The organism is Streptomyces sp. CB02009 (genome assembly GCF_001905825.1).
Classification (GTDB): domain Bacteria; phylum Actinomycetota; class Actinomycetes; order Streptomycetales; family Streptomycetaceae; genus Streptomyces.
Map to the genome: position 1 here is coordinate 432,790 of NZ_LIVV01000001.1, position 25,252 is coordinate 458,041.

Consider the following 25,252-nt stretch of genomic DNA (forward strand, 5'->3'; position numbering starts at 1 on the left):
GGCTACAGGCGCCCCGTCTCGTGCAGATGGTCGAGCAGGGCCGTGTCGACGGTGTCGCGGAACCTGGCGAGCGTCCGGGCGTCCTCGTCGTAGCTGTAGAGGTCCTGGCAGGCGATCCACCGGTCGGCGGTCTCGGCGCTCGGCAGGTAGCCGTCGGTGACCGTGCCGACCTCCCAGTCGGGTTTGCCCGCGGTCTCCCAGCAGCTGGCCAGGGTGCCGTCCGCGCTCACGACCGCGCCGTACCGGCCGTCGGTGTGGCCGCAGGTGACGCAGGTCTTCCGGCCGCCGGGGCGGTTCACGGCGAAGCCGAGTTCCAGGGCCCTGCGCTGCCAGCGGGTGAAGGCGGCGGAGAGCTCGCCGGTGTGCAGGAGGCTGTTGGCGTACCCGACGCCGACGTCGCCGATGCGGGCGAAGTACAGCGTGCAGCGCGCGGGGTCGAGCGCGCCCGCCAGCCGGTCGATCAGCGCGTCGACCCCGTGGAAGGTCTCCTGGGAGACGTTGACCCGCAGGGTCCACCGCAGCGGTGTGGCCTCGGTGGCCTTCACGATGTTGCGGACGATCTTGTCGAAGGTGCCGCTGCCGTCCGCCCTGCCGACCCGGATCCGGTCGTGGTCGTCACGGTCGCCGTCGAAGGTGACCTGCACGGAGGTCAGGCCGCGGTCGTGGAGCCGACGGGCGAGGGACGGGGTGAGCAGGGTGGCGTTGGAGATCATCCAGGCCGAGGTGGGAGCGATGTCCGCGGCCCGCTCCAGGAGTTCGAGACACCCACGAGGGTTGAGGAGGGGCTCGCCGCCGAAGAGGAGGATCCTGAGCTTCTCCAGTCCCACCGCGGCCATGCGGCGCTCGGTGAACCCGAGGATCGAGGTGATCGTCTCCGAGGTGAGCCGGGTGCGGGCGATCCGCGGCGGCCGGCTCCCGCCCGCCAGGTCCTGCGCCGTGTTCTGGAAGCAGTAGCCGCAGCCGAGGTTGCAGTGGGTGCTGGTGAGGACGGTCAGGGCGTAGGCGCGGACCGTGGCGGGGGTGAGCATGCCGCTCTCCCGCAGCCGCTGCTCGGCCTCGGGACGCAGGCTCCCGTCGGGGGTGACATGGCGGTCGGCGAGCCGGGCGACGCCGCCCGGACCGAGGAACCACCAGGTGCGCTCGCCCCGGAGGAGCCGCGCGCCGGAGGAGGCGAGGTCGGTCCCGGCCGGGACGGCGGGCGCCGGCTGCCGGTCGATGCCCGTCGCTTGGTCGATGCTCACCGTGTCGCCTCCCGTACGGCCGTCTTTCCCGTGGTTCCTGTGGTTCCCGCGGCTCCTGCGGCTCCTGCGGTTCCCGCGGCGGAGGTGGAGCGCGCGACGGGCCCGCCGGGCGCGGCCGTCCGGCCGCTGCCGACGATCAGCGTCGTGAGCGCGGTGACGAGGGTCGCCTGGTACGACTTCCGGAAGTACTGCACGGGCGTCGCGTCCGCCGGGGCGCGCCTGACCACGGACTTCCCGGGGATCGCCCCGTCGGCCTCCTGGACCTCGGCCAGCATCCGGATGCCGGCCGCCCCGGAGGGCGTACCGAGGGGATCCGCGCCGAGGCAGTGCTGCGCGAGCACGAGCTTGCCGACGAGGTCCCATTCGCCGAGGCCCAGGCAGTGGTGGGTGAGCCGCTCGACGACCTGCAGGGCCTGCTCGCGGGCCTCGTCGGTCAGGCCGGGATCGCGGAGGCCGAAGTCGCTGAGGTAGAAGACGGTGTGGGTGACCACACAGGCGTCCAGGTCGGCCACCGGCAGGGTGGCGGCCCGGGCGGGCAGGCTGGCCGCGTACAGCTCGTCGTACGAGGCGAACGTGTGCTCCGCCCCCGCGAGATCGGCGTAGAACCTCGCCTCCAGGTGGAGGTACGGGGCCTTGCGGCCCGGCGCGAGATAGCCGTCGCCCTTCAGCCGTGCGAGGACGGCGCGGGAGGCCCCGGTGGCGGTTCCGGCCGGTGCCAGTGCCGCGTACATCAGCTCGAACTGCCGTGCGTACCGGCCGTCGAGGGTCAGGAGACGCCGGAAGTCCGGTCGCTGCCAGGCCTGTTCGACGATCGAGGCCGCCTCGCCCAGGGCGGTCTCCGCCGGGGCGGACTCTCCCCAGTAGCGGCAGAGCAGCGCGAGCTGCAGGAGCGCCTTGACGCGCGGCGTCACCGGCAGTTCGGCGTGCCCGGCGGGGGAGTCGAGGTACCCCGCGTGCCGCGCGATCCAGTGCCGCGCACCCATGGACAGACTCGCCACGGCCTCATCGAGGCCGACTGATCGCGTACTCATGGTTCTCCTTCGGGATCGCGGATGCCTGAGCCACCCGCTCGACGATGTCGGCCGCGCGGGCCGCGCCGTCCGCCGCGGCCAGCCTGTCGCCGAGCGCGCGGGCTCGGCTCCGCAGTCCTTCGTCGCGCGACACCGACTCCAGCAGCGCCGACAGGTCCACGGACGGGGTCTTCGGATCGCGCACGGCCACGCCGGCCCGTACGCAGGCGCCGGTGAGCAGCGGCTGCTCGGACCCGTTGGGCGAGAGCACCAGAGGGCGGCCGCGCAGGAGCGCCGAAAGGACCGGGGCCGACGTGCCGTTGGCCAGCACCAGGTCGGCCGCGTCGACGAGCGGTCCCATCCAGGGCTTCCGTACGAGCAGGATGTCGGCCTCAGGGGCGGGCGCGGGGTCGGTGGACCGGCCCTGCTCGACCACCGCCTGGAACGGTCCGCCGGTGAACGCCTCGTTGAGCCGCGGCCAGAGCGTCCGGCCGCCGAAGAAGCGGCCGAGATGGACGTAGACGACGGGCTTCCCCCCGCCCGTCCTCCCCACGTGCTCCTCGACAGCCTCCCACTCGCCCTGACGGGGCGCGGGTTCCCAGGACAGCGGCCCCACGTGAGCCACCCGCTCGGGGAGTTCCGCCCCCGGATGCTCCAGCGCCGGATCCCCGCGGAGCAGCAGCGCGTCGCCGAGGAGCGGATCGTGCGCCCAGCGGGGCGCGCGCCCGGCCAGGCCGACCTCCTCCCGTGTGGCGGCATGGAGGTCCAGGCTGTCGAGGGTCCGGCTCTCCCGGGTCCTGCCCAGGTGCGGCTCCCCGTCGCCGCCGCTCCGGTAGTCCCACAGATGGACCGAGAGCCCGACCACCGCCACCGGGATGTCCAGGGCCTCGGCGGCGAGCAGCGCGCCGTTGCACAGCACCGAGGTGACGAGCAGATCGGCCCTCGCCGCCCGGGCCGCGCGCAGGACCGCCCGGTACTGGGCGGCACCGGTCTTCCCCCACCACGTGGCGGAGAACGCCCGGTGGCCGCCGAAGTCCTCGGCCACCGCGCACGGCAGCCCTGCCTCGGCCACGACGGGGCCTGCGGAGGACCTGGCGAGGACGCTGACGTGATGGCCGCGGCGGCGCAGCTCGCGGCCGGCCGCGAGCGCCGGGTAGAGGTAGCCGCCGTCGCTGAGCGGGCAGAGCAGGATCTTCACGACGAGCGCGCTCCCTCGGGGTCGGGCGGGCGATGGAAGACGGAGGGTGGAGAGCAGTCGGCGGTGGGTGACGTGCGGAGGGGATCGGGCCGGAGAGCGCAGGGTGACGGTGCGCGGGCCCGTGAGTGGCCGCGGGCCCCCCGGTCCTGGCGTGATGCGCCGGGAACCGGGTGGCCCGCGAGGTACTCAGGACGAGACGAGTCGCGTCAGGAGATGTCGCTGGAGTTGTTGATGATGCAGCCGGCCTCGTCCTCCTCGGCCTCCCCGTGCGCCACGACCTCGATGTCCTCGTCCTCGACCGGCTTCGGGTTCGTGTTCTCGGGCATGTTCGTCCTCCTCGTTTGACGGCGTCGCTGCGCCGGCTGAGAAGAACGTACGAACGGCGGGTATGGGAACGCCTGGCCGTCGGTTCGACGCCGGTATACGTCACCGGAGCGGACCCGCCACACCTTCGTGACGTGGGCCGATGCCCGAGCCGGACCGCGGGACCCGGCCGCCCGCGGCCCGGCCGCGCTCTTCCCCGCACCCGTCCGGTGCCCGCCGCACCCTGCGGGACCTGGGACTTAACCGTTCACCAGGCGTTCGTGAACCGGAAGTCTGCCGCCCGGGGGCACGATCCGGGAACGCTCCGCGCGCGGGACGAGTGCGGGCCGACGGTGTCCTGACAGCACGTCGGCGGCGACCTCCGGGGGAACCCGCCGGGGGACCGGGCGCGGAGCGAACCCGACGAGGAGGAGACGGACATGGACCTGGCGGAGCTCATCGGCCTGCGGCCGGTGCCCTGCGGCGGTCTCCTCGTGGCCCTCACCCGCCGCTGCCCCATGAGCTGCGCGCACTGCTCCACGGCCTCGTCCATGACGGCGTCGGAGGAGCCCGACCAGCGGCAACTCCTGCGATTCATCGACTCGTTCGGTGTCGAGGACCGTCCCGAGGTGGTCATGCTGACCGGCGGCGAACCGCTGCTCCTCCCGGAGCTGGCCGCCCGCGTGGCCGGTCTCGCGCAGGCGAAGGGGTCCCGGGTGGCCCTGCTCAGCGGGATGTTCTTCGCCCGCGGGGGACGCGTCCCCGACCGGATCATGCGGACGATCACCGCTCTGGACCACTTCTCTGCGAGCCTGGACGTCCACCACGAGCGCGAGGTCCCGCGCGCGGACGTCCTGCGCGCCCTCCGCGCCGTACTCGACGCCGGGATCCCCGCCAGCATCCACCTCACGGGAACCGGCACCGGCACCGGCACGGGCGAGGGCCCCGGGCCGGAGACCGGCGCGGACTCCGGCGACCCGTACCTGGCCGACGTCGTCGCGGACGTCCGCCGTGTCTTCGGCGCCCGGATGCCGATGCTGGTCAACGAGGTGCGGCCGCTCGGCCGCGCCGCCGGCCTCGTCCGGCCGACACCGCCGGGCCCGGACGACGACGTGGCGGCGCCCTGCGCCCTCGCGGCCTGGCCCGTCGTCGCCTTCGACGGAACGGTGGCGGCCTGCTGCAACCAGTGGACCGTCGACCGGCGGCCCGTGCCCCCGCACCTGCGGCTCGGACACATCGCCGAGGACGACTGGCCGACCGTCCGCGAGCGTTCCCTCGGCTCCCCGGTGCTGCGGATGCTGCGCGCGGTCGGCCCGCGGCGGCTGCACGCCCGCTACGAGACCGCGCCCGCGCCGGCCGGCTACTGCCGCAGCTGCCACGCGCTCGGCGACCGCCCGAGCGTCCTGGAGGGCGCGGCCCGGGACGCGGGCGGTCGCGTCGGCGAACTCCTCGACCGGCTCACCACGGCGCAGCAGCGCGCGGCTGGACCCGCGGCCCTGGTACGGCGCATGGGGTGCGCGCGCTACGCGCACCTGGTCGAGCCGCCGCCCGGAGAGGAACCCGTGCCCACGAAGGAGCCCCGACTCACCCAGGCGCCGCCAACCGCAGAGGCGAGGAGCAGTCGATGAACGCCACAGCCACAGCCGCAGCAGTAGCCACAGCAGGAGCCGCAGCCCCCGAGACCCGCACAGTCCCGGCGGCGGGCACCGCCACCGCCACGGTCACCGCATCCCTGGCGCTCCGCACCAAACTCACACCCACCGCCCCCGTCCTGAGGGCCGCGACCGCCGCGCTCTGGCGGCCGGACGGCCTCCGCGAGCGGTACGTGCGCTATCTGACCGCCATGCATCGGCTCGTACGGGCCTCGGTGCCGCTTCTCCTGCGGGCGGCCGAGCGGTGCGCCGCCGAGCCCGACGACCCGGCCGCGCGGCGCCTGGCCGCGTACTGCCTCCGCCACGCCGAGGAGGAGCGCGACCACGACGCCTGGCTGCTCGACGACCTGGCAGCAGCGGGTGCGGGACCCGCGGCCGTGCCGCACCCGATCGTCGTGGAACTCGCCGGGGCGCAGTACTACCGGATCGAACACGAGCACCCCGTGGCCCTGCTCGGCTACATCGCCGTCCTGGAGGGCAACGCCCCCGGGCCCCGGCTCGCGGACCGCCTCGCCGAGGTCACCGGGCTGCCGGCCGGCGCCTTCCGCACGCTCAGGGAGCACGCGGAGCTCGACGGCGGCCACCTGGACGACCTGTACCGGGTGTTCGACGCGCTCGCGCCGAGCCCGGCCCGGCAGACGGCCGTCGCGGTCAGCGCGCTGCACACGGCGAACCTGCTCACCCGCCTGTTCCTTTCCCTCGCCGAGGACAACGGAGGACACCCGTGACCGACCACGCGACCCCGCACGGCCCGGAGCCCACCCTGGAGGCACTCGCCGCCGCGGGCTTCAACGTGGACGCCCTGAGTGAGGAACAGCAGGACGTCGTACGGGCCTTGACGCCGGACGAGCTGGCCCTGCTGGTCGACATCAGGGGCCGGCTCGACGCGGCGGCCCCCGAGGTCCAGGCCCACGCGGACGTGGCGGGCGGCGCGCTGTTCTGACCCGGGCCCACCGCCGCCCGGGCGGCGCCCCTTGCCACCCCCGCCCCTCGCCGCCCCCCGTCCCCCGTCCCCCTGCCGACCTCTCGTACCTCACATCCCCCCGTCCACCGTCCCCCGCCCCCGGAGGAACCCATGCCCTGCGCCTCGTGCGGGAGTGCCCCGCCGCCCGGAGCCCGGTTCTGCCCGTCCTGCGGCAGCCCGTGCGCTCCGGGGCCGGCCTCGGCCAGGCCGACGGGCCGCAAGGTCGTGACGGTCCTCTTCTGCGACCTGGTGGGCTCCACCGCGCTCTCCGGGGCGCTGGACGCCGAGACGCTGCGCTCGGTGACGCTCCGCTGGTTCGACCTGATGCGCCTGCGGATCGAGGAGCAGGGCGGCACCGTGGAGAAGTTCATCGGGGACGCCGTGATGGCGGTCTTCGGCGTACCGACGGTCCGTGAGGACGACGCACGGCGGGCGGCGTCCGCCGCCCTGGCGATGCGGGAGGCGCTCGCCGGGTTCAACGCCCGCCTGGAGGAGGCCGTGGGGGTACGCCTCGAGATGAGGATCGGCATCAACACCGGTCAGGCGGTGACCGGTTCGGCCACGCAGCGGCAGGCGATGGTCTCGGGCGAGGTGGTGAACGTGGCCGCCCGCCTGGAGCAGAACGCCGCCGCCGGGGAGATCCTGCTGGGTCCCGACACCCTCGCGGCGGCCGGGCCCGGCATCCGGACGACGGAGACCGGCCCCCTCCTCCTCAAGGGCAAGAGCGAACGGGTGGCGGCGCACCGCCTGATGGCCCTGGACGAGGAGGACGGACCGGAGGCCCTCCGCCGCTTCGACATCGGCTTCGTCGGCCGGGGGAGCGAACTGGCGCTGATGGAGGAGGTGCTGGGCCGGGTGGCGCGCACGGGGAGCGTCGACCGCCTGGTGGTGGTCGGAGAGGCGGGCCAGGGGAAGACCCGGCTGGTACGGGAGTGGCTCCACCGCATGACAGACGCGGGCACGGCAGCCACGCGCCCGACGGACGGAGGCGCACCGCCGCTCTCCCCGCTCCCCGCCACCGCCCCCCGGTACGGCGTCGGCCGCTGCCGGGCCCGGGGCGAGCAGCCCAGTCTGGGGGCGCTCGCCGACGCCGTGGCGGGGCTGCTCGAGAGCGCCGGCGGCGCCGTGCCGTCCCCCGAACTCGATCTGCTCCACCAAGGCCTGCTCCTCGACGGGACCCCCAACCCCTCCCCGGCGGACACCTGCGCCGCACTCGCCAGGGTGCTCGCCGAGCTGTCCGGGGACCAGCCCGTCGTGCTGGTCGTCGACGACTGCCACTGGGCCGCGCAGCCGCTCTTCGACGCCCTCGACCGGCTCCTGCGCGCCCTGACCGACGCGGCCGTGCTGATCGTCCTGCTCACCCGGCCCCAGCTGTTCGACGCGCGGCCCGAACTGGCCCCCAGCGCCGTCCTCCTCGGCGGCCTCTCCGACACCGAGGCGCAACTCCTCGCCGCCGAGCTCACGGGGCGGCCGGCCGACGGCGCGCCGCTCGCCCCGCGGGTCCTGGCGCGGGTCGGCGGGAACCCGCTGCATCTGGAGCAGCTGCTCGTCGCGGGGAACCCCGTCGACGCGGACAGCGTCCCGCTGCCCCTCCAGGCCCTGATCGGCGCTCGGATCGACGCGCTCGAACCGCCCGAACAGCAGGCCCTCGGCCTGGCGTCCGTCCTCGGCGGCGACTTCACCGCCGACGAACTCACGGCGCTCGCCGGACATCCCGCCGAGGCGTGGACCGAGCCCGAGCTGCGCACCACCCTCCACCGGCTCGTCCGGCACCGTCTCATCAGGCCGGACGGCCGGGCGTTCCGCTTCGCCGGAGGGCTGATCCAGGAGGTCGTCCACACCAGCCAGTCCAAGCAGGACCGCGCCGACCGGCACGAGCGCGCGGCCCGCCTCGACACGGTCCGGCAGCGCGGCAGCGCCGCGGTCGGGGCCCATCTGGAGCAGGCGTACCGCTACCGCGTCGAGCTCGGCGCCCAGGACGCGCACACCGACGGGCTGCGGCGACGCGCCGCCGACGCCCTTGCGGAGGGCGGTCGTCTCGCGCTGGCCCACGCCGACCCCGTATGGGCCGCCGACCTGCTGGGCAGGGCCACGGACCGGTACGCGGCGGGCGAGCCGGGCAGCGCGGCCACGCGACGGCGACTCGGCCAGACGCTGCTCGACCTCGGCCGCGTGGCGGAGGGCCGGGCGCTGCTCGAAGAGGTCCTCGGCGACGTTCCGGCGGACGGCCCCGGCGGCGACGCGGTGGAGGCCGCGCACGCCCGGCTCGGCCTGGCGTCGGCGGGAGGCCCGGCGGGCGGCCGGTCGGACCCCCGTGGGGCGGGGACGGACCGCCGCACGGCGGAGGCACCCGCCGAAGGCCCCGGGGGTGAGTCGCCGGCCGAGGCCGCGGCCGCCACGCTGCCCGTCTTCGCCGCCGCCGGCGATGAGTTCGGCCAGGCGCGGGCCTGCCTGCGGCTCGCCCAGCACGCCCAGGAGCAGGGCCGGCACCGGGAGGCCGAGCGGCTGCTCGACCGGGCCCTCGGCCATGCCGTACGGGCCGATGCCGAACCGGAGCGGGCCGCCGCCCTCGGGGCCATGGGGGTCTCCCTCTGGCGCGGGCCCCTTCCGGTCGTGGACGCCGTGACCCGCTGCCGCGCGCTGCTCGCCGAGCAGGGGGCGGGCCGCCGGGCCGTGCGGCTGACGCTCAACTGCCCGCTGTCCGTGGTCCTCGCCCTCCACGACGACCAGGACGGCGCGCGCGCCTGCCTCGCGGAGGCCGAACAGCTCGCCCAGCGGCTCGGCTACGCCGAGACCGACGCCTTCCTGCCCCTGTTCACCGCCACCGTCGACGAGCTGGCGGGCCGCCGTGAGGAGGCCCTCGCCGGCCTGGAGCGGGCCGCGGCCGCCGCGCGGGCGCTCGGCGCCACCGGACTCCTGCGCAGCGCCCTCCTCGACGCCACCCGCATCCGGCTCGACCTCGGCGACTGGCGCACCGCGCACGGCACCCTCGCCGCACTCGAACCGACGGCGGGGCAGTCCGAAGCGGCCCGGCCCCGCGCCGAATCGGCCGACCTCGACGGACTGCGCGCCCGGATCGCCGCCGTACGGGGGGAGGCCGCGACCGCCACCCGCCTGGCGGACCGGGCGCTCGCCACCGCCGTCCGTACCGACTCGCCCATCGTCCAGGGCCTCGCCGCGCTCGACGCGGCCCGTACCGCCCTGGCGCTGGGGCACACGAAGGACGCGGCGGAGGCGGCGGTACGCGCCCGGTGGAGCTTCGCCGCCAAGGGCCACCTGCCCGCCGCCCGCGAGGCGGAGGCCGTCGTCCTGCGCTGCCAGGGCCACCGGACCGACGGGACCGCTTCCGTCGGGGCGGCGGCCGACGGAACAGGAAAGGACGCCCAGCGATGACCACCGGCCAGCGACCGGCCCCCGCTCCCGCCCCCGGACTCACCTGGGGCCTCCGGGGCCGCGGCCCCGACGACGTACCCGTGGAGGCCGACCACCCGCCCGAGCCGCCCGAGGGCGGTCTGCTCGGGGGGACGGGGCGCGGCGTCCGCGTCTGCGTGGTCGACTCCGGCGTGGAACGGGACCACCCCATGGTCGGCCCCGTCGACCGGTCCTGGCGGGTCTTCAAGGACGACGACGGCGTCCACGTCGAGGAGACCGACGAGGGCGACGCCTGCGGTCACGGCACCGCCTGCGCCGGGATCATCCGCCGCACCGCCCCGGACTGCGAGCTGTCCAGCGTCCGTGTGCTCGGCGAGCGGTTCTCCGGCAGCGGGGACATCCTCCTCGAAGGGATCCGCTGGGCCGTCCGCCAGCGCTTCGACGTCGTGAACCTCAGCCTCTCCACCAGCCGCGACCGCTTCGTGGAGGACCTGCGCAGGCTGGCCGACGAGGCGTACTTCCAGCAGACCGTGATCGTCGCCTCCGCGCACAACACCCACGTGGAGAGCTTTCCCTGGCGCTTCTCCTCGGTGATCTCGGTCGGCAGCCACCAGGAGGACGACCCCGACCTCCACCTCTACAACCCCGACCCGCCGGTGGAGTTCTTCGCCCCGGGCCAGCGGGTGCAGGTGGCCTGGCTCGGCGGTACGTCGATCCGTACCTCCGGCAACAGCTTCGCCACCCCGTTCGTCGCCGGGCTCTGCGCGCGGATCCTGTCGAGCCGGCCGCGCCTGACGCCGTTCCAGCTGAAGAACGCCCTGTACCTGTCCGCCGCCAACGTCCGTGTCCACGGCAGCCGGTAACGACCGGCGCCGGAAGGGAACCCCCATGGCTCAGACGATCGCCCCCGCCGTCCCCTCCGCACCCCGTCCCGATCCGGCCATGGCGGAGCTTCTGCAGTCGGTCGTGGACACCGCCCGCGCCATCTTCGGCGCGGAGGCGAGCTCCATCCTGCTCCTGGAGGCGGCGGCGGACGAGCTCGTCTTCGAGGCCGTCTCCGGGCAGGGGCAGGAGTTCCTGGTGGGCCGGCGGTTCCCGGCCGGCCGGGGGATCGCAGGCTGGGTCGCCGCCTCGGGCGAGCCGATGGTCGTCGACGACCTCCACGACAGTACGTCCTTCGACCGGGACGTCGCCCAGTCCACCGGCTTCGTGCCGAACGCCCTGATGGCCGCGCCGCTCGTGCACGGGGACCGCGTCCTCGGCGTCCTCGAGGTCCTCGACCCGTCTCCGCAGGCCCGGTCCAGCCTGTCCGAGCTCGACCTGCTGAGCCTCTTCGCCCGGCAGGCCGCCGTCGCCCTGCACGTCCTCACCACCCACGCGCCCCGCGGGGCGGAGCCCGCCGCTCCCGAGGACCCCGCGCGGGCGGAACTCCTGCGCCTCCTCGGGGAGGCCCGCCGCCTCCTGGAGGAGTGAGAACCCGGCGGCCGCGCGGGAGGCCGGACCGCGTCCGCCCCGGCCGCCGGGGAGGCGGCCGGGGCGGACGCGGGCGACGTCAGGAGAGGTCGAACCGGTCCAGGTCCATCACCTTGTTCCACGCCGCCACGAAGTCACGGACGAACTTCTCGCCCGCGTCCCGGGACCCGTAGACCTCCGACAGCGCGCGGAGCTGGGAGTTCGAGCCGAAGACGAGGTCGGCGGCGGTGGCCGTCCACCGGACCTCGCCCGTGTCGCGGTCCCGCCCCTCGTAGACGTTCTCGGTGGCCGTCGACGGCTTCCACTCCGTGCCCATGTCCAGCAGGTTCACGAAGAAGTCGTTGGTCAGCGACTCCGGCCGGTCGGTGAACACCCCGTGCTTCGACCCGCGGAAGCCGGTGTCCAGCGCCCGCATGCCGCCGACGAGGACCGTCATCTCGGGCGCCGTCAGCGTCAACAGGTTCGCGCGGTCCAGGAGCAGGGTCTCCGGCGACAGCTTCTCGCCCGCCCGGAGGTAGTTGCGGAACCCGTCCGCCCGCGGTTCGAGCACGGCGAACGACTCCACGTCGGTCTGCTCCTGCGAGGCGTCCGTGCGCCCCGGCGAGAACGGGACCGTGATGTCGTGGCCCGCGTTCCGCGCGGCCTGCTCGACGGCCGCGCAGCCGCCCAGGACGATCATGTCGGCGAGCGAGATCCGCACTCCGCCGGACTGGGCGTCGTTGAACTCCCGCCCGATCCGGTCGAGGGCCGCCACCGTCTCGGTCACCTCGGGAAGGGCGTTGGACTCCCAGTCCTTCTGCGGCGCGAGCCGGATCCGCGCGCCGTTGGCGCCGCCGCGCTTGTCCGTGCCGCGGAAGCTCGCCGCCGCCGCCCACGCCGTGGTCGCCAGCCGGGAGACGGTGAGGCCCGAGTCGAGGATCCGGCGCTTGAGGCCGGCGACGTCCGCGTCCGCGACCAGCGCGTGCTCGACGGCGGGAACGGGGTCCTGCCACAGCTGCTGCTCGGGGATCCACGGCCCGAGGTACCGCGAGACGGGCCCCATGTCGCGGTGCAGGAGCTTGTACCAGGCGCGGGCGAAGGCGTCCGCGAGCTGGTCGGGGTTCTCGTGGAAGCGCTTCGCGATCGGCCCGTAGACGGGGTCGAGCTTCAGCGAGAGGTCCGTCGTCAGCATGATCGGGGCGTGCCGCTTCGACGGATCGTGGGCGTCGGGCACGGTGCCCTGGGCCGCGGGGTCCTTCGGGGTCCACTGCTGGGCGCCGGCCGGGCTCGTCGTCAGCTCCCAGTCGTACCGGAAGAGGTTGTCCAGGAAGCCGTTGTCCCACCGCGTCGGCGCGGTGGTCCACGCGCCCTCCAGGCCGCTCGTGAGCGCGTCGGCGCCCTTGCCGCTGCCGCACGTGTTGCGCCAGCCGATGGCCTGCTGCTCGAGGGGAGCGGCCTCCGGCTCGGGACCGATGCACGTGGGGTCGACCGCGCCGTGGCACTTGCCGAAGGTGTGGCCGCCGATGATCAGCGCGGCGGTCTCCTCGTCGTTCATCGCCATGCGGCCGAACGTCTCGCGAATGTCGCGGGCGGCGGCGACGGGATCCGGATTTCCGTTGGGGCCTTCCGGATTGACGTAGATCAGGCCCATCTGCACGGCACCGAAAGGACCGCCGAGTTCCCGGTCGCCGCTGTACCGCTCGTCTCCGAGCCAGGTGTCCTCGGGACCCCAGAAGACCTCCTCGGGCTCCCAGATGTCCTCGCGGCCGAAACCGAATCCGAAGGTCTTGAATCCCATGGATTCCATGGCGCAGTTACCGGCGAAAACCAGGAGATCGGCCCAGGAGATCTTCCGGCCGTACTTCTGCTTCACCGGCCAGAGCAGCCGGCGTGCCTTGTCGAGGCTCGCGTTGTCCGGCCAGCTGTTGAGCGGCGCGAACCGCTGCGCGCCGGAACCGCCGCCGCCCCGGCCGTCCTCGATGCGGTACGTCCCCGCCGCGTGCCAGCTCATCCGGATGAAGAGCGGCCCGTAGTGGCCGTAGTCGGCCGGCCACCAGTCCTGCGAGGCCGTCATCACCTCGAAGACGTCCTGCTTCAGCGCGTCGACGTCCAGGGTCGCGAACTCCGCCGCGTAGTCGAAGCCCTCGTCCATCGGACTGGCCTGGGGCGAGTGCTGGTGGAGGACCGTGAGGTCCAGCTGGTTCGGCCACCAGTCCCGGTTCGTCCTGGGACGCGTCTCCTTCGGGGCCGGGGAGGGGATTGCCGGGTTCTCGCTGTCGCTGCCGGACACGTACGTCCTTCTTCCTGTCGCGATGTTTCCGTCTGCCGGCCGCATGCTGCTGACGTCGTCTGCTTTTCAGGTGTCGAGCACGGCGACTCGGCGTCCGTATGGTCGCGCACTGGGGACCGCACTGCTAAGAGAACACGCAGGGCTCCTGCGCGTAACAAGCGGGCGGAATCCGAAAAGGCGTCCACGGGCCGGTTCGGCGGCCGAAGGAATGACCGGTCACGTAATTCGTGCGAGAAAGGTGAAATCCTATGAGCGACCTGCTGGAGCGGCTGCGGGGGCGCGGCTGGCGGATGACCTCGCAGCGGCGCGTCGTCGCCGAGGTCCTCGACGGCGAGCACGTCCACCTCACGGCGGACGAGGTGCACGCCCGCGCGGCGGAGCGGCTGCCGGAGATCTCCCGGGCGACCGTCTACAACATCCTGGGGGAACTGGGCCGGCTCGGCGAGGTCGTGGAGGTCTCCGTGCACGGCAGGGCGAAGCGGTACGACCCGAACGCGCACCGCCCGCACCAGCACCTGGTGTGCTCCGGCTGCGGCACCGTCCGGGACGTCCACCCGACCGGCGACCCGGTCGCCGCGCTGGCCGCCCTCCCGGCCGAGGACCGGTTCGGCTTCACGGTGGCCGAGGCGGAGGTCACCTACTGGGGACTGTGCCCGGAGTGCGCTCCGGGCCGGGGGCCGGGCGCGCCGAACGCCCCGAGGTGACCGCGGCCGTCGCCCCCGGCCTGTCGCCTGTCGCCTGTCGCCTGTCGCCTGTCGCCCCTCGGCCCTCGGCCCTCGCCCCTCGGCCCTCGGCCCTCGCGCCTCGGCCCTCGGCCCTCGCGCCTCGGCCCTCGGCCCTCGCGCCTCGGCCCTCGGCCCTCGCGCCTCGGCCCTCGGCCCTCGCGCCTCGGCCCTCGGCCCTCGTGCCTCGCCGAGCGCCTCGCCCCTCCGCTCCTGGGCCGCCGTGCCGTCGCGGCCCCGTCAGAGCCCGGCGACCTTGGAGCCCGCCGACAGTTCGTACACCAGGGTGACCGTGCGCCGGCCGCCGGGCGGCAGGGTGACGTCCCAGCGGGCGATGCCCTCGGCGTCGACCCCGTCGGGCGCCGGTGAGCAGGCCTCCTTGCGGAGCCGTACCTCCACCGCCGAGACCTCCGAGACCGGGATCCGCTCCCTGAGCACGACCACCCGGTCGTCCGACTCCCCGGGCGCCGAGAACCGGGACACGTGCAGCCGGACCGTGCGGGTCACCACCGTCCGCTGGGTGAGCCCGGCGGTCTCCCGGGTCTCCTCGGTCTCCCGGACCACCCGGTGGTCGTCGCGGCTGCCGAAGGCGAGCTCGACCGGGGCGCCGGGGGTGGTGAACCCGAGCGTGCCCCGGCCGGTGAAGCCGCTGCCCCGGATCAGGTCGACGGGTCCGGCGAGCAGCACGTGCCCGGACCGGTTGTCGAACCGGACCACTTGGGTGACCAGCGGAGACACCTCGGGCGAGCAGGCGTACTCGCTGCCGGCCGCCGCCCGGAAGACGGAGAGCCGCACCCGGTGCGCCCGGCCGTCCGACGGCACGGAGACCGGGGCGGGGGCGTGCAGCACCCGTGTCTCGCCGCCGTCGTCCACACCGGGCAGTCCGAGGACCGGGACCGGCCCCAGGTCGCCGATGTCCTCCTCGCGCAGCTCGACGTCGACCGTGCGCCGCTCCGCCGCCGTGCGGTCCTTGAGCGTCAGCCGGTCCTCGCCGAGCGACGGCGGCTCGGTGGCCAGCGCCGACCTGGCGGTCGACAGCGTCAGGTCGACGCCGGTCCAGTCCTCGCCCGTGCGCTGCCAGACCACGGCATCGGTCTCCAGGCTCACGGAGCCGCCGTCGAGCACGGCCCGGTACGCGGGCCGCCACAGCGCGCACGGGACGAGGTGGGTCAGGCGCAGCCCGACCGGACCCGCTGCCGCGGCCTCCACGGTCAGCTCGACATGGGCCAGCAGCTCGGCCGGTTCGTCCTCGGTGGTGTCCATGGCCCGCCGGACCTCGTCGAGTTCGGCGGCCAGGGCGGACAACCGGGCCTCAGTCGTACGGAGTCGGTCGCCGTAGGTGGCGCGCTCGGCGTCGACCCGGTCCAGTTCGCGGGTCCAGCGCGGCCCTTCGGCCTCCCCGGAACCGGCACCCTCGCCGATGTCCCGCAGGACGTCGGCGGCGAGGCGGCCGAGCACGTCGAGGCGGCTCCGGAGCCGCTCGCGCCGCTGCTCCAGGGCCCGGCGCTCCTCGTCGAGGGCGTGGACGCGGTGGCGCAGCGCGGAGTCGTCGGCGGCCGGCGGCCGGGGCGCGCGCGGCTCCCACCTGCGGACGACGCGCACGTCGAGCACGGTGGCCGACTGACCGGAGGTCAACTCGGCATGGAGGGTGCGGTCGACGGCCAGCGCGCTGACCGGGCCGAGCCGCAGCCGCTGGACCCCGCCCGCCAGGTCCAGTGCGACGGCGCGCTCGACGAGGGCGCGGTCCTCCAGGCAGGTGACGGCCGTGACCGGAGCGGCGGTGACGGGGAGGGGGGCAGCGGGCACGCGGGACGACGGCACGACCGTGCCGTCGCCGGCGCTCGTCTTCGAGGCGGTGGACATGGTGTCTCAGCTCCTGCGGTTTCCGCCGACCAGGGCTTTGCCGGCCGGGATGCGGATCTCGTAACCGCCGTCGAGGGCGCTGGTGCCACCGGCGGGCAGGTCCACCCGCCAGACGCGGGTGCCCGGGGCATGCCGCTCGGACGCCCCGCCGTCCTCGGGCTCCGTCCAGCCGGCCCGCTCCTCGATGCGTACGTCCGGGTCGGAGGTGACCGGCACCCGCTCGCGGATCTCGACCGTGGCGGGCCTCGCGAGCCCGTTGGCCAGTTCGACGTGGACGCGGTGGTCGAGCACGGTGACGTTGTTGCGCAGACCGGCGGTCGTCTCGTTCAGATGGGTGCGGCGGGTGACCCGGATGCCCTCGGCCGGTCCGAGCCCCACCCGGCGCACACCGCCGGGGGCGAGGGTGGGCAGCGCGGTGGTCAGCAGGAAGTCGTCGTCGACGGTGACCTCCACCGGGCCGGCGAGCAGCGCCTGGTCCGTGGCGTTGGAGAGGACCAGCGTCGCGTACACGGTCTGCTCCACGGAGGGCACGCAGAGGTACTCGGTGCGCAGACCGACCGGGATCTCGCCGACGGTGACGGTGTGCCAGGTGCCGTCCGCCGGCACGTCGGCGCGCGCGGCGGCGTCGAAGCGGTGGTCGAAGGAGCCGGCCGACTCGCGCGGCCGCACGGCATGGCCGGGCAGCGGCAGCGAGGCCACCGTATCGGCGCGACGGCGGTACTCGGCCGCCACCGCGTCGGAGGACGGGGCGGGGAACAGCCGTCCCCTGCGCGCACTGGGCTCGTCCGGTCCCGACATCACCAGGGCTGCGTAGTCGAGCTCGTCGCCGCTCGGCCGCGGCGGCCCGGGGGGCGGGGGAGGGGGCGGTGGTGCCGGAGCGGCACCGGCGGGCGGCGCGGAGGCGGCGGGGGCCATCGCCGCGGGGGCCGGGGCGCCCGCGAAGGACCGGCCGGCGCCGCGCGGCATGCCGCCGGGCTGGGCCGGCGCCCGCCGGGCGAAGTCGGCGGAAGCCTCGCGTCGGAAGGCCTCGGGGGCGGCGCCGTAGCCGCCTCCCGGCGCCGGCGGCGGTGCGCCGTAGGCCTGTGGTGCGGGCGGGGGGATCGGCGGTCCGCCGGGGGCCAGTGGCGCCGGCGGCGGTACGGGGGCGGGCACGGCGCCGCCCCCGGCCGCGACGGGCAGCGGAATGCCGCCGCCCGCCCCCGGTGCAGCGGCCCCGGTGCCACGGGGCGCCGGGGGGCGCGGGCCCGCCGCCGCGTATCCGGCGAACAGGTCGGCGAGCCCCGCAGGGGGCTCGCGCCAGCCGGAGGGAGCGGGGGCCGCCTGGCGGCGCCCGATCCGCATCGAGCGGAGCTTCGGCAGATCGGTACGGCGCCGCAGATCGGCGGTGGCCAGGGCGATCCGCACCCCGGTCCAGTCCTCTCCGGTGCGCTGGGCGACCGAGGCGCGGAGCACCAGGCGGCCGGTGCCGTCGCCCTGACGGTGGCTGAGGCGGTAGGCCGGCACCCAGACGGCGCCCGGCACCCTGTACTCCAGCTCCAGTTCGACGAGCGGTTCCGCCGCGTCCTGCGGGCCGCCCTCCGCGTCGGCGTCACCGTCCGCTGCCACGAGGGTCAGGACCGCGGACACCGTGGTCTCCACGTGCGTCGACGGCGTGGCGCTGGACGCACGGGCGAGCCGGTCCGCCGCGACGGACAGGTCGTGCTCGGCCCGCAGCAGCTCCTCCTCCAGCTCGGCGAGCCGGGCGTGCAGTCCGGTGAGCCGGGTGTCGACGAAGTCGGCGAGCTCCAGCCACGCGTCGACGGGGGTGCGGCGGTGCGGCTCGTCGCGCTTGCGGGCGGGCGGTACCGGGCGCAGCCCGCCGACCTCGGCGATCAGTCCCTGCTGTCGGTCCCGGCGGCCCTGGGCCGCCTCGTACGCGTCACGCAGCCGCTCGACCTCGCGTCGCAACCCCTCCGGCGCGCCGGACGCGGTGCCCAGCGGCTCGGCCTCGGTCTCCACCCTGGCCTCGGCGACCCGCGTCCCGGTGGTGCCGAGCACCCGGGCCCGCAGCGAGCCGGGGTCGAGGGAGCGCGGCAGCCCGGTGACGCGCACCCGGCCGTCCGCGGGCAGGGGCCCGCGGGCCAGGCGGCGGCAGAGCGCGCCCTGCGCGTAGACGACGACCGAGTCGAGGGCCGAACCCCACGAGGACGCCGTCCCGCTCGGGCCGGTGGGCCCGGTCGTCCCGGCCACGCCGGAGGCCCCGGGCACCCCGCTCGTCCCGGACACTCCCGTCGTCCCGGCCACACCGGTCGAGCCGCTCGTCCCGGCCGCTCCGGTCGTCGTTCCCGCTGCGTCAGCCGTCATCCGCCCCCGCCCCCGTCCTGTCGCGCCGCCCGGCTTCGCCGGCGGCGTGACGAAGCCTACGCCCGGGCACCGACAGGCACCCAGGGCTTTCCGGAGTGCCGCGCACCGGTTGCGCGGGTGCGCCGGGGAGCGCTTCCGATCCGCTTCGGTGGTTGGCCGGGCCCGGGAGTGGGACGCTGGGGGTGGAGGTCGTGCCGACGAGACTCGGGAGGGCCCGATGGGACGTGACGTCCCGGCGCTGGAGTTCACCCGTGAAGACCGCCGCCGGTTCCGGAACAAGATGCACACGTGCCTCGACGTGTTCGCGCGCATGCTGCGCGAGTCGCGGTTCGACTTCGAGCGGCCGCAGGTGGGCCTGGAGATCGAGCTGAACGTCGTGGACGCCACCGGCGAACCGGCCATGCGCAGCACCGACGTCCTCGAGGCGATCGCGGATCCCGCCTGGTCGACGGAGCTGGGCCGGTTCAACCTGGAGATCAACCTCGAACCGCGGCGGCTCAGCGCGGGCGGCGGCCCGGACTCCTGGGAGCAGGAGATCCGCGACGCCCTCAACCACGCCGAGCAGCAGGCGGCGGGGATCGGCGCGCACCTGGTGATGATCGGCATCCTGCCGACCCTCGAACTCCAGGACGCGGGTCCCGCGTCGCTCTCCGAGAACCCCCGCTACCACCTCCTGAACGAGCAGATCTTCGCCGCCCGGGGCGAGGACCTGCTGATCTCCGTGGACGGCGTGGAGCGGCTGCGCACCCACGCGGAGACGATCACGCCGGAGGCGGCCTGCACCAGCACCCAGTTCCACCTCCAGGTGTCGCCGGACGAGTTCGCGGACTACTGGAACGCCGCGCAGGCCGTGGCGGGCGTGCAGGTGGCACTGGCGGCGAACTCGCCGTTCCTGTTCTCCAAGGAGCTGTGGCGCGAGACCCGCATCCCCCTCTTCGAGCAGGCCACCGACACCCGTCCCGACGAGCTGAAGGTGCAGGGCGTGCGGCCCCGGGTGTGGTTCGGCGAGCGGTGGATCACCTCCGTCTTCGACCTCTTCGAGGAGAACGCGCGCTACTTCCCGGCTCTGCTGCCCCTCTGCGACGACGAGGACCCGGAGGAGACGCTCGGCCGGGGCGAAACCCCGGGACTGTCCGAACTCACCCTCCACAACGGCACCGTCTACCGCTGGAACCGCCCCGTCTACGACGTGGTCGACGGCGTCCCGCATCTCCGCGTCGAGAACAGGGTGCTCCCCGCGGGACCCACCGTCGCCGACACACTGGCCAACGGCGCGTTCTACTACGGGCTGATCCGGGCCCTGGTCGACGAGGACCGGCCCGTCTGGTCGCGGATGTCCTTCGCGGCCGCGGAGGACAACCTGCACACCGCCGCCCGGCACGGCATCGACGCGCAGGTCTACTGGCCCGGGATGGGCGAGGTCCCGGTGACCGAACTGGTCCTGCGGCGCCTGCTGCCGCTCGCGGACCGCGGGCTCGAACGGATGGGCCTGGAGGCGTCCCGGCGGGAGCCGCTCCTCGGGGTCATCGAGCAGCGCTGCGTCAGCGGTCGCAACGGCGCCCAGTGGCAGTCCGACATGTTCCACCACATCCATGACATCGACCACGCGGACCGGCACCAGGCGCTGCGGCGGATGACCCAGCAGTACATCGAGTACATGCATCTCAACGCGCCCGCGCACACCTGGCCGGTCGACTGACGCGTACGCCGGGACGGGGCGGGGCAGAGGCGTGATCATGACCGACACGCCCCCCGGGCACGACGACGCCCCCGCCCGTGCCACCACGACCACGTCCCCCGGCCCCGCGCCGCGACCACCGTCCTCCCGCCGCCCGTTACGGCAGCTCCTCGCGGCCTCCGTCGGCAACGCGGTGGAGTGGTACGACTGGTACGCGTACACCTTCCTGGCCGCCTACCTCGCGGACCAGGTCTTCCCCAAGAGCTCGGGGAACTCCCTCGTCCCCCTCCTGTCGACCTTCGCGGTCTTCGCCGTCGGCTTCTTCATGCGCCCCGTCGGCGGACTGCTCATGGGCGCGCTCGCCGACCGGCGCGGCCGGCGGACCGCGCTCACCGCGACGATCCTGCTCATGGGCGGCAGCAGCCTGCTGGTCGGCCTCACCCCGACGTACGCCGCGGCCGGCGTCCTCGCCCCCGTCGTGCTCGTGACCGCCCGCCTCCTCCAAGGCCTTTCGGTCGGAGGGGAGTTCGCGGCCTCGACGACCTTCCTCGTCGAGTCGGCAGGACGCGGCCGGCGCGGCCTGTTCTCCTCCTTCCAGTACGTCTCCACCTCCGCAGGGCAGCTCGCCGCCTCCGGCATCGCCGCGCTGCTGGTCAGCCAACTCGGCGAGGACCGGATGAACGGCTGGGGCTGGCGGATCCCCTTCCTGCTCGGCGCGGTGTTCAGCCTCGCCGGCTTCTGGATCCGCCGGGGCGCCGAGGAGACCCGGAGCACCGCCCAGCGGGAGGCCCCCCGCCCCGGGCTCTTCGAGGCCCTGCGCCACCACCCCCGCGCCTCGCTGCTGATCGGCGGCATCACGGCCGGCGGCACCCTCGCGTACTACACGTGGACCTCCTACCTGCCGACGTACGCGGAGCTCAACACCGGCATCGACAAGGCGGACGCGCTGCTGGCCGGGACCCTCTCCCTGGCGTTCTTCGCCCTGCTGCAACCGGTCGGCGGACTGCTCTCCGACCGCTTCGGCCGCAAGCCGTCGCTGCTGTTCTTCGGCATCGGCTTCGCGGTGCTCGCCGTGCCGCTGCTGCGCGCGCTCGACGGCTCGTTCCTCTCCCTCCTCCTGGTGCAGTGCGCGGGCATGGTGCTGCTGACCGGCTTCACGTCGATCTCCGCCGCGGTGAACGCGGAGCTGTTCCCCGCGCGCGTGCGGGCGGCCGGGATCGGCTTCCCGTACTCGCTGACGGTGGCGCTCTTCGGCGGCACGGCACCGTATGTCGGGACGCTCTTCAAGGAGTGGGACGTGGCCGGCCTCTTCCCCTGGTACGTGGCGGCCCTGTGCCTCGTCTCCTCCGCGGTGTACTTCCGGCTGCCGGAGACCGCCCACAAGGAACTGGACCGCTGACGCGGCGGGACGCCGAAGGCCGACGGCCCCGAGGGGCCGCCGGCCTGTGTGCGCGGGCGGAGAGAGCGGCGGACGCCCGCCCGGCCGCTAGAAGACGCTGACGCCGTACGCGCTCAGCGCCTCCGTCACCGGCTGGAAGAACGTCGTGCCGCCGCTGGAGCAGTTGCCGCTGCCGCCGGAGGTGAGGCCGAGCGCCGTGGTGCCGGAGAAGAGCGCGCCGCCGCTGTCGCCGGGCTCGGCGCACACGTTGGTCTGGATCAGGCCGTAGACGACGTCGCCGCCGCCGTAGTTGACGGTCGCGTTGAGACCGGTGACCGTACCGCTGCGCAGACCGGTGGTGCTGCCGCTGCGCTGCACCGACTGGCCCACGGAGGGGTTGCCCGCCGCGGTGATGTCGCGGTAGCTGCCGTTGTAGAGGTAGACCCGGCCGTCCGCGGCCGAGGCGTTGGAGTGCCGGATGATGCCGTAGTCGTTGGTCGGGAAGCTGGAGCCCGCCCGGGTGCCGAGCACCGTGGTGTTGCCCGAGTTGGTGTACCAGGTGCTGCCGATGTTGGTGCAGTGGCCGGCGGTCAGGGCGTAGTAGGTGGAGCCGCTGCGGACGTTGAAGCCGAGCGAGCAGCGCCCGCCGCCCGCGTAGATGGCCTGGCCGCCCGCGATGAGCTTGTTGAACGTGCCGGGCGTGCGCTTGATCTCCAGGCTGGCGGCGCGGTCGCCCGCGGCCTCCTTGATCTTGGCGATCTCGGCGGCGGAGACGGTGGAGTCGGCGGTGAGGACGATCTTCCCGGTCGCCTGGTCGGTGTACCACGCGGTGCCGGGAACGTCGGCTCCGCGGACCGCCTGGTCGGCCACGGCGAGCTGGGCGGCGGTGGCCCGGCCTTCCACGGTCGTGGCGGCGGACGAGGCGGGCACGGCAAGCGCTGAGGCGGCGAGCAGGGCGGAGGCCACGGCGATCAGCCGTGCACCCTTGGCCGCGCCGCCGAGGGGGGACAGACGCTTGAGGTTCACTGGATCCTCCGGTGGGGGAGTGGGGGGAACCGCTGGGTGGGCGATCCCTTCGGCGCCGAGCGGACGGATCGCCGACGAGGGAGTCTGGCTCGCCATGGACCTGTCAATCTCGACAGGGGAATCCTCGAATCAGGGCGGCCGGCCGACAAGAACGCCTTTCGGCCGATCTACGCGCGTCCATGCGGTTCGAGCGGCGGGAGTCGTCTGTCGCGTCGCGAGGGACGCCGCCGCGAGCGGGCGGTGTCGAGGGTGTGCAACTGCTTACGGAAACTTGCTGATGCTCCTTCAGGGGCCCCGGTGGAGAGGCGCGCCGCGCGGGATCCGATCGACGCAGGAAGCGGAAGGGTAGGTACCGATTTCCCAGTTCACCCCCTGCGCCGCCGCCCGCCCCGCCGGCTCCCGGCGCGTCCATGCCGTGGCCCGGCGAGTGGATCGCCCCTCGCCCGCCCGAGGAGTAGCAGCCGCACAGATCCGGCCGCCCTGGCGCTCGGGGGGCCGGGGTACGGGCGGGCCCTCCGGGGGCGGCGGAAAGGACGTTCCCGCGCGCATGGTCCAGCCGCGGACGCCCCCCAATGCCGGAATCGTGCCCTCCGTCGGGGCCGACCGAATGGCCGGTTCCCGCTGTAGCCCGCCGCCGGAGCACCGAGTACAGCGCCTCGACCAGGGCCGTCCTTCGCGGGTCGCCGCGCACGGGGACGTCCGGGCGCGCGGCGGGGTTCGCCCGGTCGGTCCCTCCGCCTTGCCGGGACGTCCGGGGACCGGTTGCGTGGACCTGAGGACCGGTGCCGACGTGGTGCCGAGCAGTGGTGCCGACGTGGTGCCGAGCAGCGGTGCCGACTGTCGCGGAGGAGCGGTGCCGAGGTGGCGCCGAAGGCCCGGAGTCGCGGGAGAACCCGGAGTCGCGGGAGAAAACGAGGTCGCTCGTGCCCGAGTACCCCCCGATCGCCAACCACGGTCTGATCGGCGACCTGCAGACCGCCGCGCTGATCTCCGCCGACGGCGCCGTCGACTGGTTCTGCGCGCCCCGATTCGACTCGCCGAGCATCTTCGCCTCGCTCCTCGACCAGGAGCGCGGCGGTCACTTCACCATCGCCCCCGTGCACGACGAGGTCACCGTCCGCCAGCTCTACCTGCCCGACACGGCCGTCCTGATCACCCGGTTCCTCACCCCGGAAGGGGTGGGCGAGGTCGTCGACTTCATGCCCGTGAGCGACCGGCCGGACGTACCGACCGACCGGCACCGCCTCGTACGCGCCCTGCGGGTCGTGCGCGGCACCCTCACCTTCGACGTCACCTGCCGGCCGCGCTTCGACTACGGGCGCGCGCCGCACACCCTCGCGCTCGACGGTGCCGCCGCCACCTTCCACGGCCCCGGCCTCGACGTCCACCTGCGGAGCAGCGTCCCCCTGGAGGCCGAGGGGCAGGACGTGCGCGCCACCGTCACCCTCCGGCACGGCCAGACCGCCGGAATCGTCCTGGAGACCTCCGCGCCGGGAACCTCCGTCCCCGAGCCGGTCACCGAGGAGGCCGTGCAGGCGGCGCTGGACCGGACCCGGGTCTTCTGGCACGGATGGATGCGCCGGTGCCGCTACCGGGGCCGCTGGCAGAGCATGGTCAACCGCTCGGCCATCACGCTCAAGCTGCTCATCTACGCCCCGTCCGGCGCCCCGATCGCGGCCCCCACCATGGGGCTCCCCGAGCAGATCGGCGGCGAGCGGAACTGGGACTACCGGTACACCTGGATCCGTGACGCGTCGTTCTCGGTGCGGGTCCTGCTCGACCTCGGGTTCATCGAGGAGGCGGACGCCTTCCGCCGCTGGCTCGGGGGCCGCGGCCGCGCGGCCCGGCCGGGCGGGGAGCCGATGCAGATCATGTACCGGGTCGACGGCGACCCCGAGCTGGCCGAGGAGGTCCTGCCGCACCTGTCCGGCTACCGCGACTCCTACCCCGTACGGGCCGGGAACGGCGCCGCCGACCAGCTCCAGCTCGACATCTACGGCGAGTTCGCCTACGCGATGACCCACTCGGCTGATCTGGCCGAGCTCGCCGGCTACGAGGGGTGGAAGGGCTTCTCCGCGCTCCTCGACTGGCTCTGCGACCACTGGGACCGCCCCGACGAGGGCATCTGGGAGACGCGCGGCGGACGCAAGGACTTCACGTACAGCCGGATGATGTGCTGGGTGGCGCTGGACCGCGGCATCCGGCTCGCCCACGAGTACGCCCGTCCCGCCGACCTCGCACGCTGGACCGCGCAGCGCGACGCGATCCTGGTCCAGGTCATGGAGCGGGGCTGGAACCCGGAGCGCAAGGCCTTCGTCCAGCACTACGACAGCGAGGTCCTCGACGCGTCCCTGCTGCTCATGCCGCTGGTCGGCTTCATCTCGCCGCGGGCTCCCTCGTGGCTCTCCACGCTCGACGCCATGGACCGCGAACTCGTCACCGACAGCCTCGTCTACCGCTACAACCCCGAGGCGTCCCCCGACGGGCTGCGCGGTTCGGAGGGCACCTTCTCGCTCTGCAGCTTCCTCTACGTGGAGGCCCTGGCCCGGGCCGGCCGCCTCGACCAGGCCCGCTTCGCGATGGACAAGATGCTCACGTACGCCAACCACGTCGGCCTCTTCGCGGAGGAGATCGGCCGCACCGGCGAACAACTCGGCAACTTCCCGCAGGCGTTCACCCACCTCGCCCTCATCACCGCGGCGATGGCCCTCGACGAGGAACTCGACAGGGCCGCCGACCTGAGGTGAGCCGCGTCTCACC

Annotated in this window: 17 protein-coding genes and 1 pseudogene; 11 read left to right on the forward strand and 7 right to left on the reverse strand. The window is 74.5% G+C overall.

Annotation, left to right across the window (positions count from 1 at the left end; translation table 11 throughout):
• Window positions 1-2: 2 nt before the first annotated feature.
• From AMK27_RS01940 to AMK27_RS01950, 3 genes are read right to left on the reverse strand one after another with little or no spacing between them, the layout of a single operon-like run.
• A complete protein-coding gene (locus AMK27_RS01940; protein WP_073903818.1) occupies window positions 3-1,217 on the reverse strand; it encodes a radical SAM protein in 1,215 nt (404 codons plus the stop codon).
• Between the two features lie 20 nt (window positions 1,218-1,237).
• A complete protein-coding gene (locus tag AMK27_RS01945) occupies window positions 1,238-2,272 on the reverse strand; it encodes a DUF6895 family protein (RefSeq protein WP_241847273.1) in 1,035 nt (344 codons plus the stop codon).
• Window positions 2,244-3,449 (reverse strand): glycosyltransferase, encoded by a 1,206-nt coding sequence (locus tag AMK27_RS01950; RefSeq protein ID WP_073902272.1) that lies wholly within the window; start codon window positions 3,447-3,449, stop codon window positions 2,244-2,246. The genes AMK27_RS01945 and AMK27_RS01950 overlap by 29 nt, the downstream gene beginning before the upstream one ends.
• A gap of 743 nt (window positions 3,450-4,192) precedes the next feature.
• On the opposite strand from AMK27_RS01950, the gene AMK27_RS01955 reads away from it, so the two are divergent.
• The 6 genes from AMK27_RS01955 to AMK27_RS01980 all read left to right on the forward strand — a co-directional run bounded on the left by AMK27_RS01955 (window position 4,193) and on the right by AMK27_RS01980 (window position 11,213).
• The gene (locus AMK27_RS01955; protein WP_073902273.1) at window positions 4,193-5,380 is read left to right on the forward strand and encodes a radical SAM protein; all 1,188 of its coding nucleotides are present in this window, start codon (window positions 4,193-4,195) and stop codon (window positions 5,378-5,380) included.
• On the forward strand, window positions 5,377-6,132 hold the full coding sequence (locus AMK27_RS01960; RefSeq protein ID WP_107425457.1) for an iron-containing redox enzyme family protein: 756 nt from the start codon (window positions 5,377-5,379) through the stop codon (window positions 6,130-6,132). The genes AMK27_RS01955 and AMK27_RS01960 overlap by 4 nt, the downstream gene beginning before the upstream one ends.
• On the forward strand, window positions 6,129-6,347 hold the full coding sequence (locus tag AMK27_RS01965; RefSeq protein WP_073902274.1) for an aroma-sacti cluster domain-containing protein: 219 nt from the start codon (window positions 6,129-6,131) through the stop codon (window positions 6,345-6,347). The genes AMK27_RS01960 and AMK27_RS01965 overlap by 4 nt, the downstream gene beginning before the upstream one ends.
• A gap of 246 nt (window positions 6,348-6,593) precedes the next feature.
• A complete protein-coding gene (locus AMK27_RS01970) occupies window positions 6,594-9,761 on the forward strand; it encodes an adenylate/guanylate cyclase domain-containing protein (RefSeq protein WP_241847274.1) in 3,168 nt (1,055 codons plus the stop codon).
• Complete coding sequence (locus tag AMK27_RS01975) at window positions 9,758-10,603, forward strand: S8 family peptidase (protein ID WP_073902276.1); 846 nt, start codon at window positions 9,758-9,760, stop codon at window positions 10,601-10,603. The genes AMK27_RS01970 and AMK27_RS01975 overlap by 4 nt, the downstream gene beginning before the upstream one ends.
• A 25-nt stretch (window positions 10,604-10,628) precedes the next feature.
• Window positions 10,629-11,213, forward strand: a complete 585-nt coding sequence (locus AMK27_RS01980; RefSeq protein ID WP_073902277.1) for a GAF domain-containing protein — start codon at window positions 10,629-10,631, stop codon at window positions 11,211-11,213.
• A gap of 79 nt (window positions 11,214-11,292) precedes the next feature.
• Here AMK27_RS01980 and katG read toward each other — a convergent pair whose 3' ends face one another.
• A complete protein-coding gene (gene katG, locus AMK27_RS01985; protein WP_073902278.1) occupies window positions 11,293-13,482 on the reverse strand; it encodes a catalase/peroxidase HPI in 2,190 nt (729 codons plus the stop codon).
• 248 nt (window positions 13,483-13,730) lie between these two features.
• Between katG and AMK27_RS01990 the strand changes: the two genes are divergently transcribed.
• Entirely contained in the window at window positions 13,731-14,186 is a 456-nt protein-coding gene (locus AMK27_RS01990; protein ID WP_073902279.1) for a Fur family transcriptional regulator, read from the forward strand.
• Window positions 14,187-14,220: 34 nt separating this feature from the next.
• A pseudogene (locus AMK27_RS44440) lies at window positions 14,221-14,379 on the forward strand (hypothetical protein); the annotation flags it as partial.
• A gap of 65 nt (window positions 14,380-14,444) precedes the next feature.
• On the opposite strand, the gene AMK27_RS02000 reads toward AMK27_RS44440, so the two are convergent.
• Entirely contained in the window at window positions 14,445-16,067 is a 1,623-nt protein-coding gene (locus tag AMK27_RS02000; RefSeq protein ID WP_079188143.1) for a mucoidy inhibitor MuiA family protein, read from the reverse strand.
• A gap of 6 nt (window positions 16,068-16,073) precedes the next feature.
• Window positions 16,074-18,410: a DUF4139 domain-containing protein gene (locus AMK27_RS02005; RefSeq protein WP_241847275.1), complete on the reverse strand. Its 2,337-nt coding sequence runs from the start codon at window positions 18,408-18,410 to the stop codon at window positions 16,074-16,076.
• Window positions 18,411-18,627: 217 nt separating this feature from the next.
• Here AMK27_RS02005 and AMK27_RS02015 point away from each other — a divergent pair, with 217 nt between their 5' ends.
• Window positions 18,628-20,109 carry a glutamate--cysteine ligase gene (locus tag AMK27_RS02015; RefSeq protein ID WP_073902280.1) on the forward strand — a complete coding sequence of 494 codons (1,482 nt, stop codon included), beginning with the start codon at window positions 18,628-18,630 and terminating at the stop codon, window positions 20,107-20,109.
• Between the two features lie 37 nt (window positions 20,110-20,146).
• Window positions 20,147-21,487 carry an MFS transporter gene (locus AMK27_RS02020; protein ID WP_073903828.1) on the forward strand — a complete coding sequence of 447 codons (1,341 nt, stop codon included), beginning with the start codon at window positions 20,147-20,149 and terminating at the stop codon, window positions 21,485-21,487.
• Between the two features lie 87 nt (window positions 21,488-21,574).
• On the opposite strand, the gene AMK27_RS02025 is transcribed toward AMK27_RS02020, so the two are convergent.
• Window positions 21,575-22,492, reverse strand: a complete 918-nt coding sequence (locus AMK27_RS02025; protein WP_073902281.1) for a S1 family peptidase — start codon at window positions 22,490-22,492, stop codon at window positions 21,575-21,577.
• A gap of 923 nt (window positions 22,493-23,415) precedes the next feature.
• Between AMK27_RS02025 and AMK27_RS02030 the strand changes: the two genes are divergently transcribed.
• Complete coding sequence (locus AMK27_RS02030) at window positions 23,416-25,239, forward strand: glycoside hydrolase family 15 protein (RefSeq protein WP_073902282.1); 1,824 nt, start codon at window positions 23,416-23,418, stop codon at window positions 25,237-25,239.
• Window positions 25,240-25,252: the final 13 nt, after the last annotated feature.

Excerpts from the sequence above, each read along its gene's own strand:
- AMK27_RS01945 (WP_241847273.1), bottom strand. The coding sequence starts at position 2,272 with ATGAGTACGCGATCAGTCGGCCTCGATGAGGCCGTGGCGAGTCTGTCC.
- AMK27_RS01955 (WP_073902273.1), top strand. The coding sequence starts at position 4,193 with ATGGACCTGGCGGAGCTCATCGGCCTGCGGCCGGTGCCCTGCGGCGGT.
- AMK27_RS01960 (WP_107425457.1), top strand. The coding sequence starts at position 5,377 with ATGAACGCCACAGCCACAGCCGCAGCAGTAGCCACAGCAGGAGCCGCA.
- AMK27_RS01975 (WP_073902276.1), top strand. The coding sequence starts at position 9,758 with ATGACCACCGGCCAGCGACCGGCCCCCGCTCCCGCCCCCGGACTCACC.
- AMK27_RS01980 (WP_073902277.1), top strand. The coding sequence starts at position 10,629 with ATGGCTCAGACGATCGCCCCCGCCGTCCCCTCCGCACCCCGTCCCGAT.
- AMK27_RS01990 (WP_073902279.1), top strand. The coding sequence starts at position 13,731 with ATGAGCGACCTGCTGGAGCGGCTGCGGGGGCGCGGCTGGCGGATGACC.
- AMK27_RS02000 (WP_079188143.1), bottom strand. The coding sequence starts at position 16,067 with ATGTCCACCGCCTCGAAGACGAGCGCCGGCGACGGCACGGTCGTGCCG.
- AMK27_RS02005 (WP_241847275.1), bottom strand. The coding sequence starts at position 18,410 with ATGACGGCTGACGCAGCGGGAACGACGACCGGAGCGGCCGGGACGAGC.
- AMK27_RS02015 (WP_073902280.1), top strand. The coding sequence starts at position 18,628 with ATGGGACGTGACGTCCCGGCGCTGGAGTTCACCCGTGAAGACCGCCGC.
- AMK27_RS02020 (WP_073903828.1), top strand. The coding sequence starts at position 20,147 with ATGACCGACACGCCCCCCGGGCACGACGACGCCCCCGCCCGTGCCACC.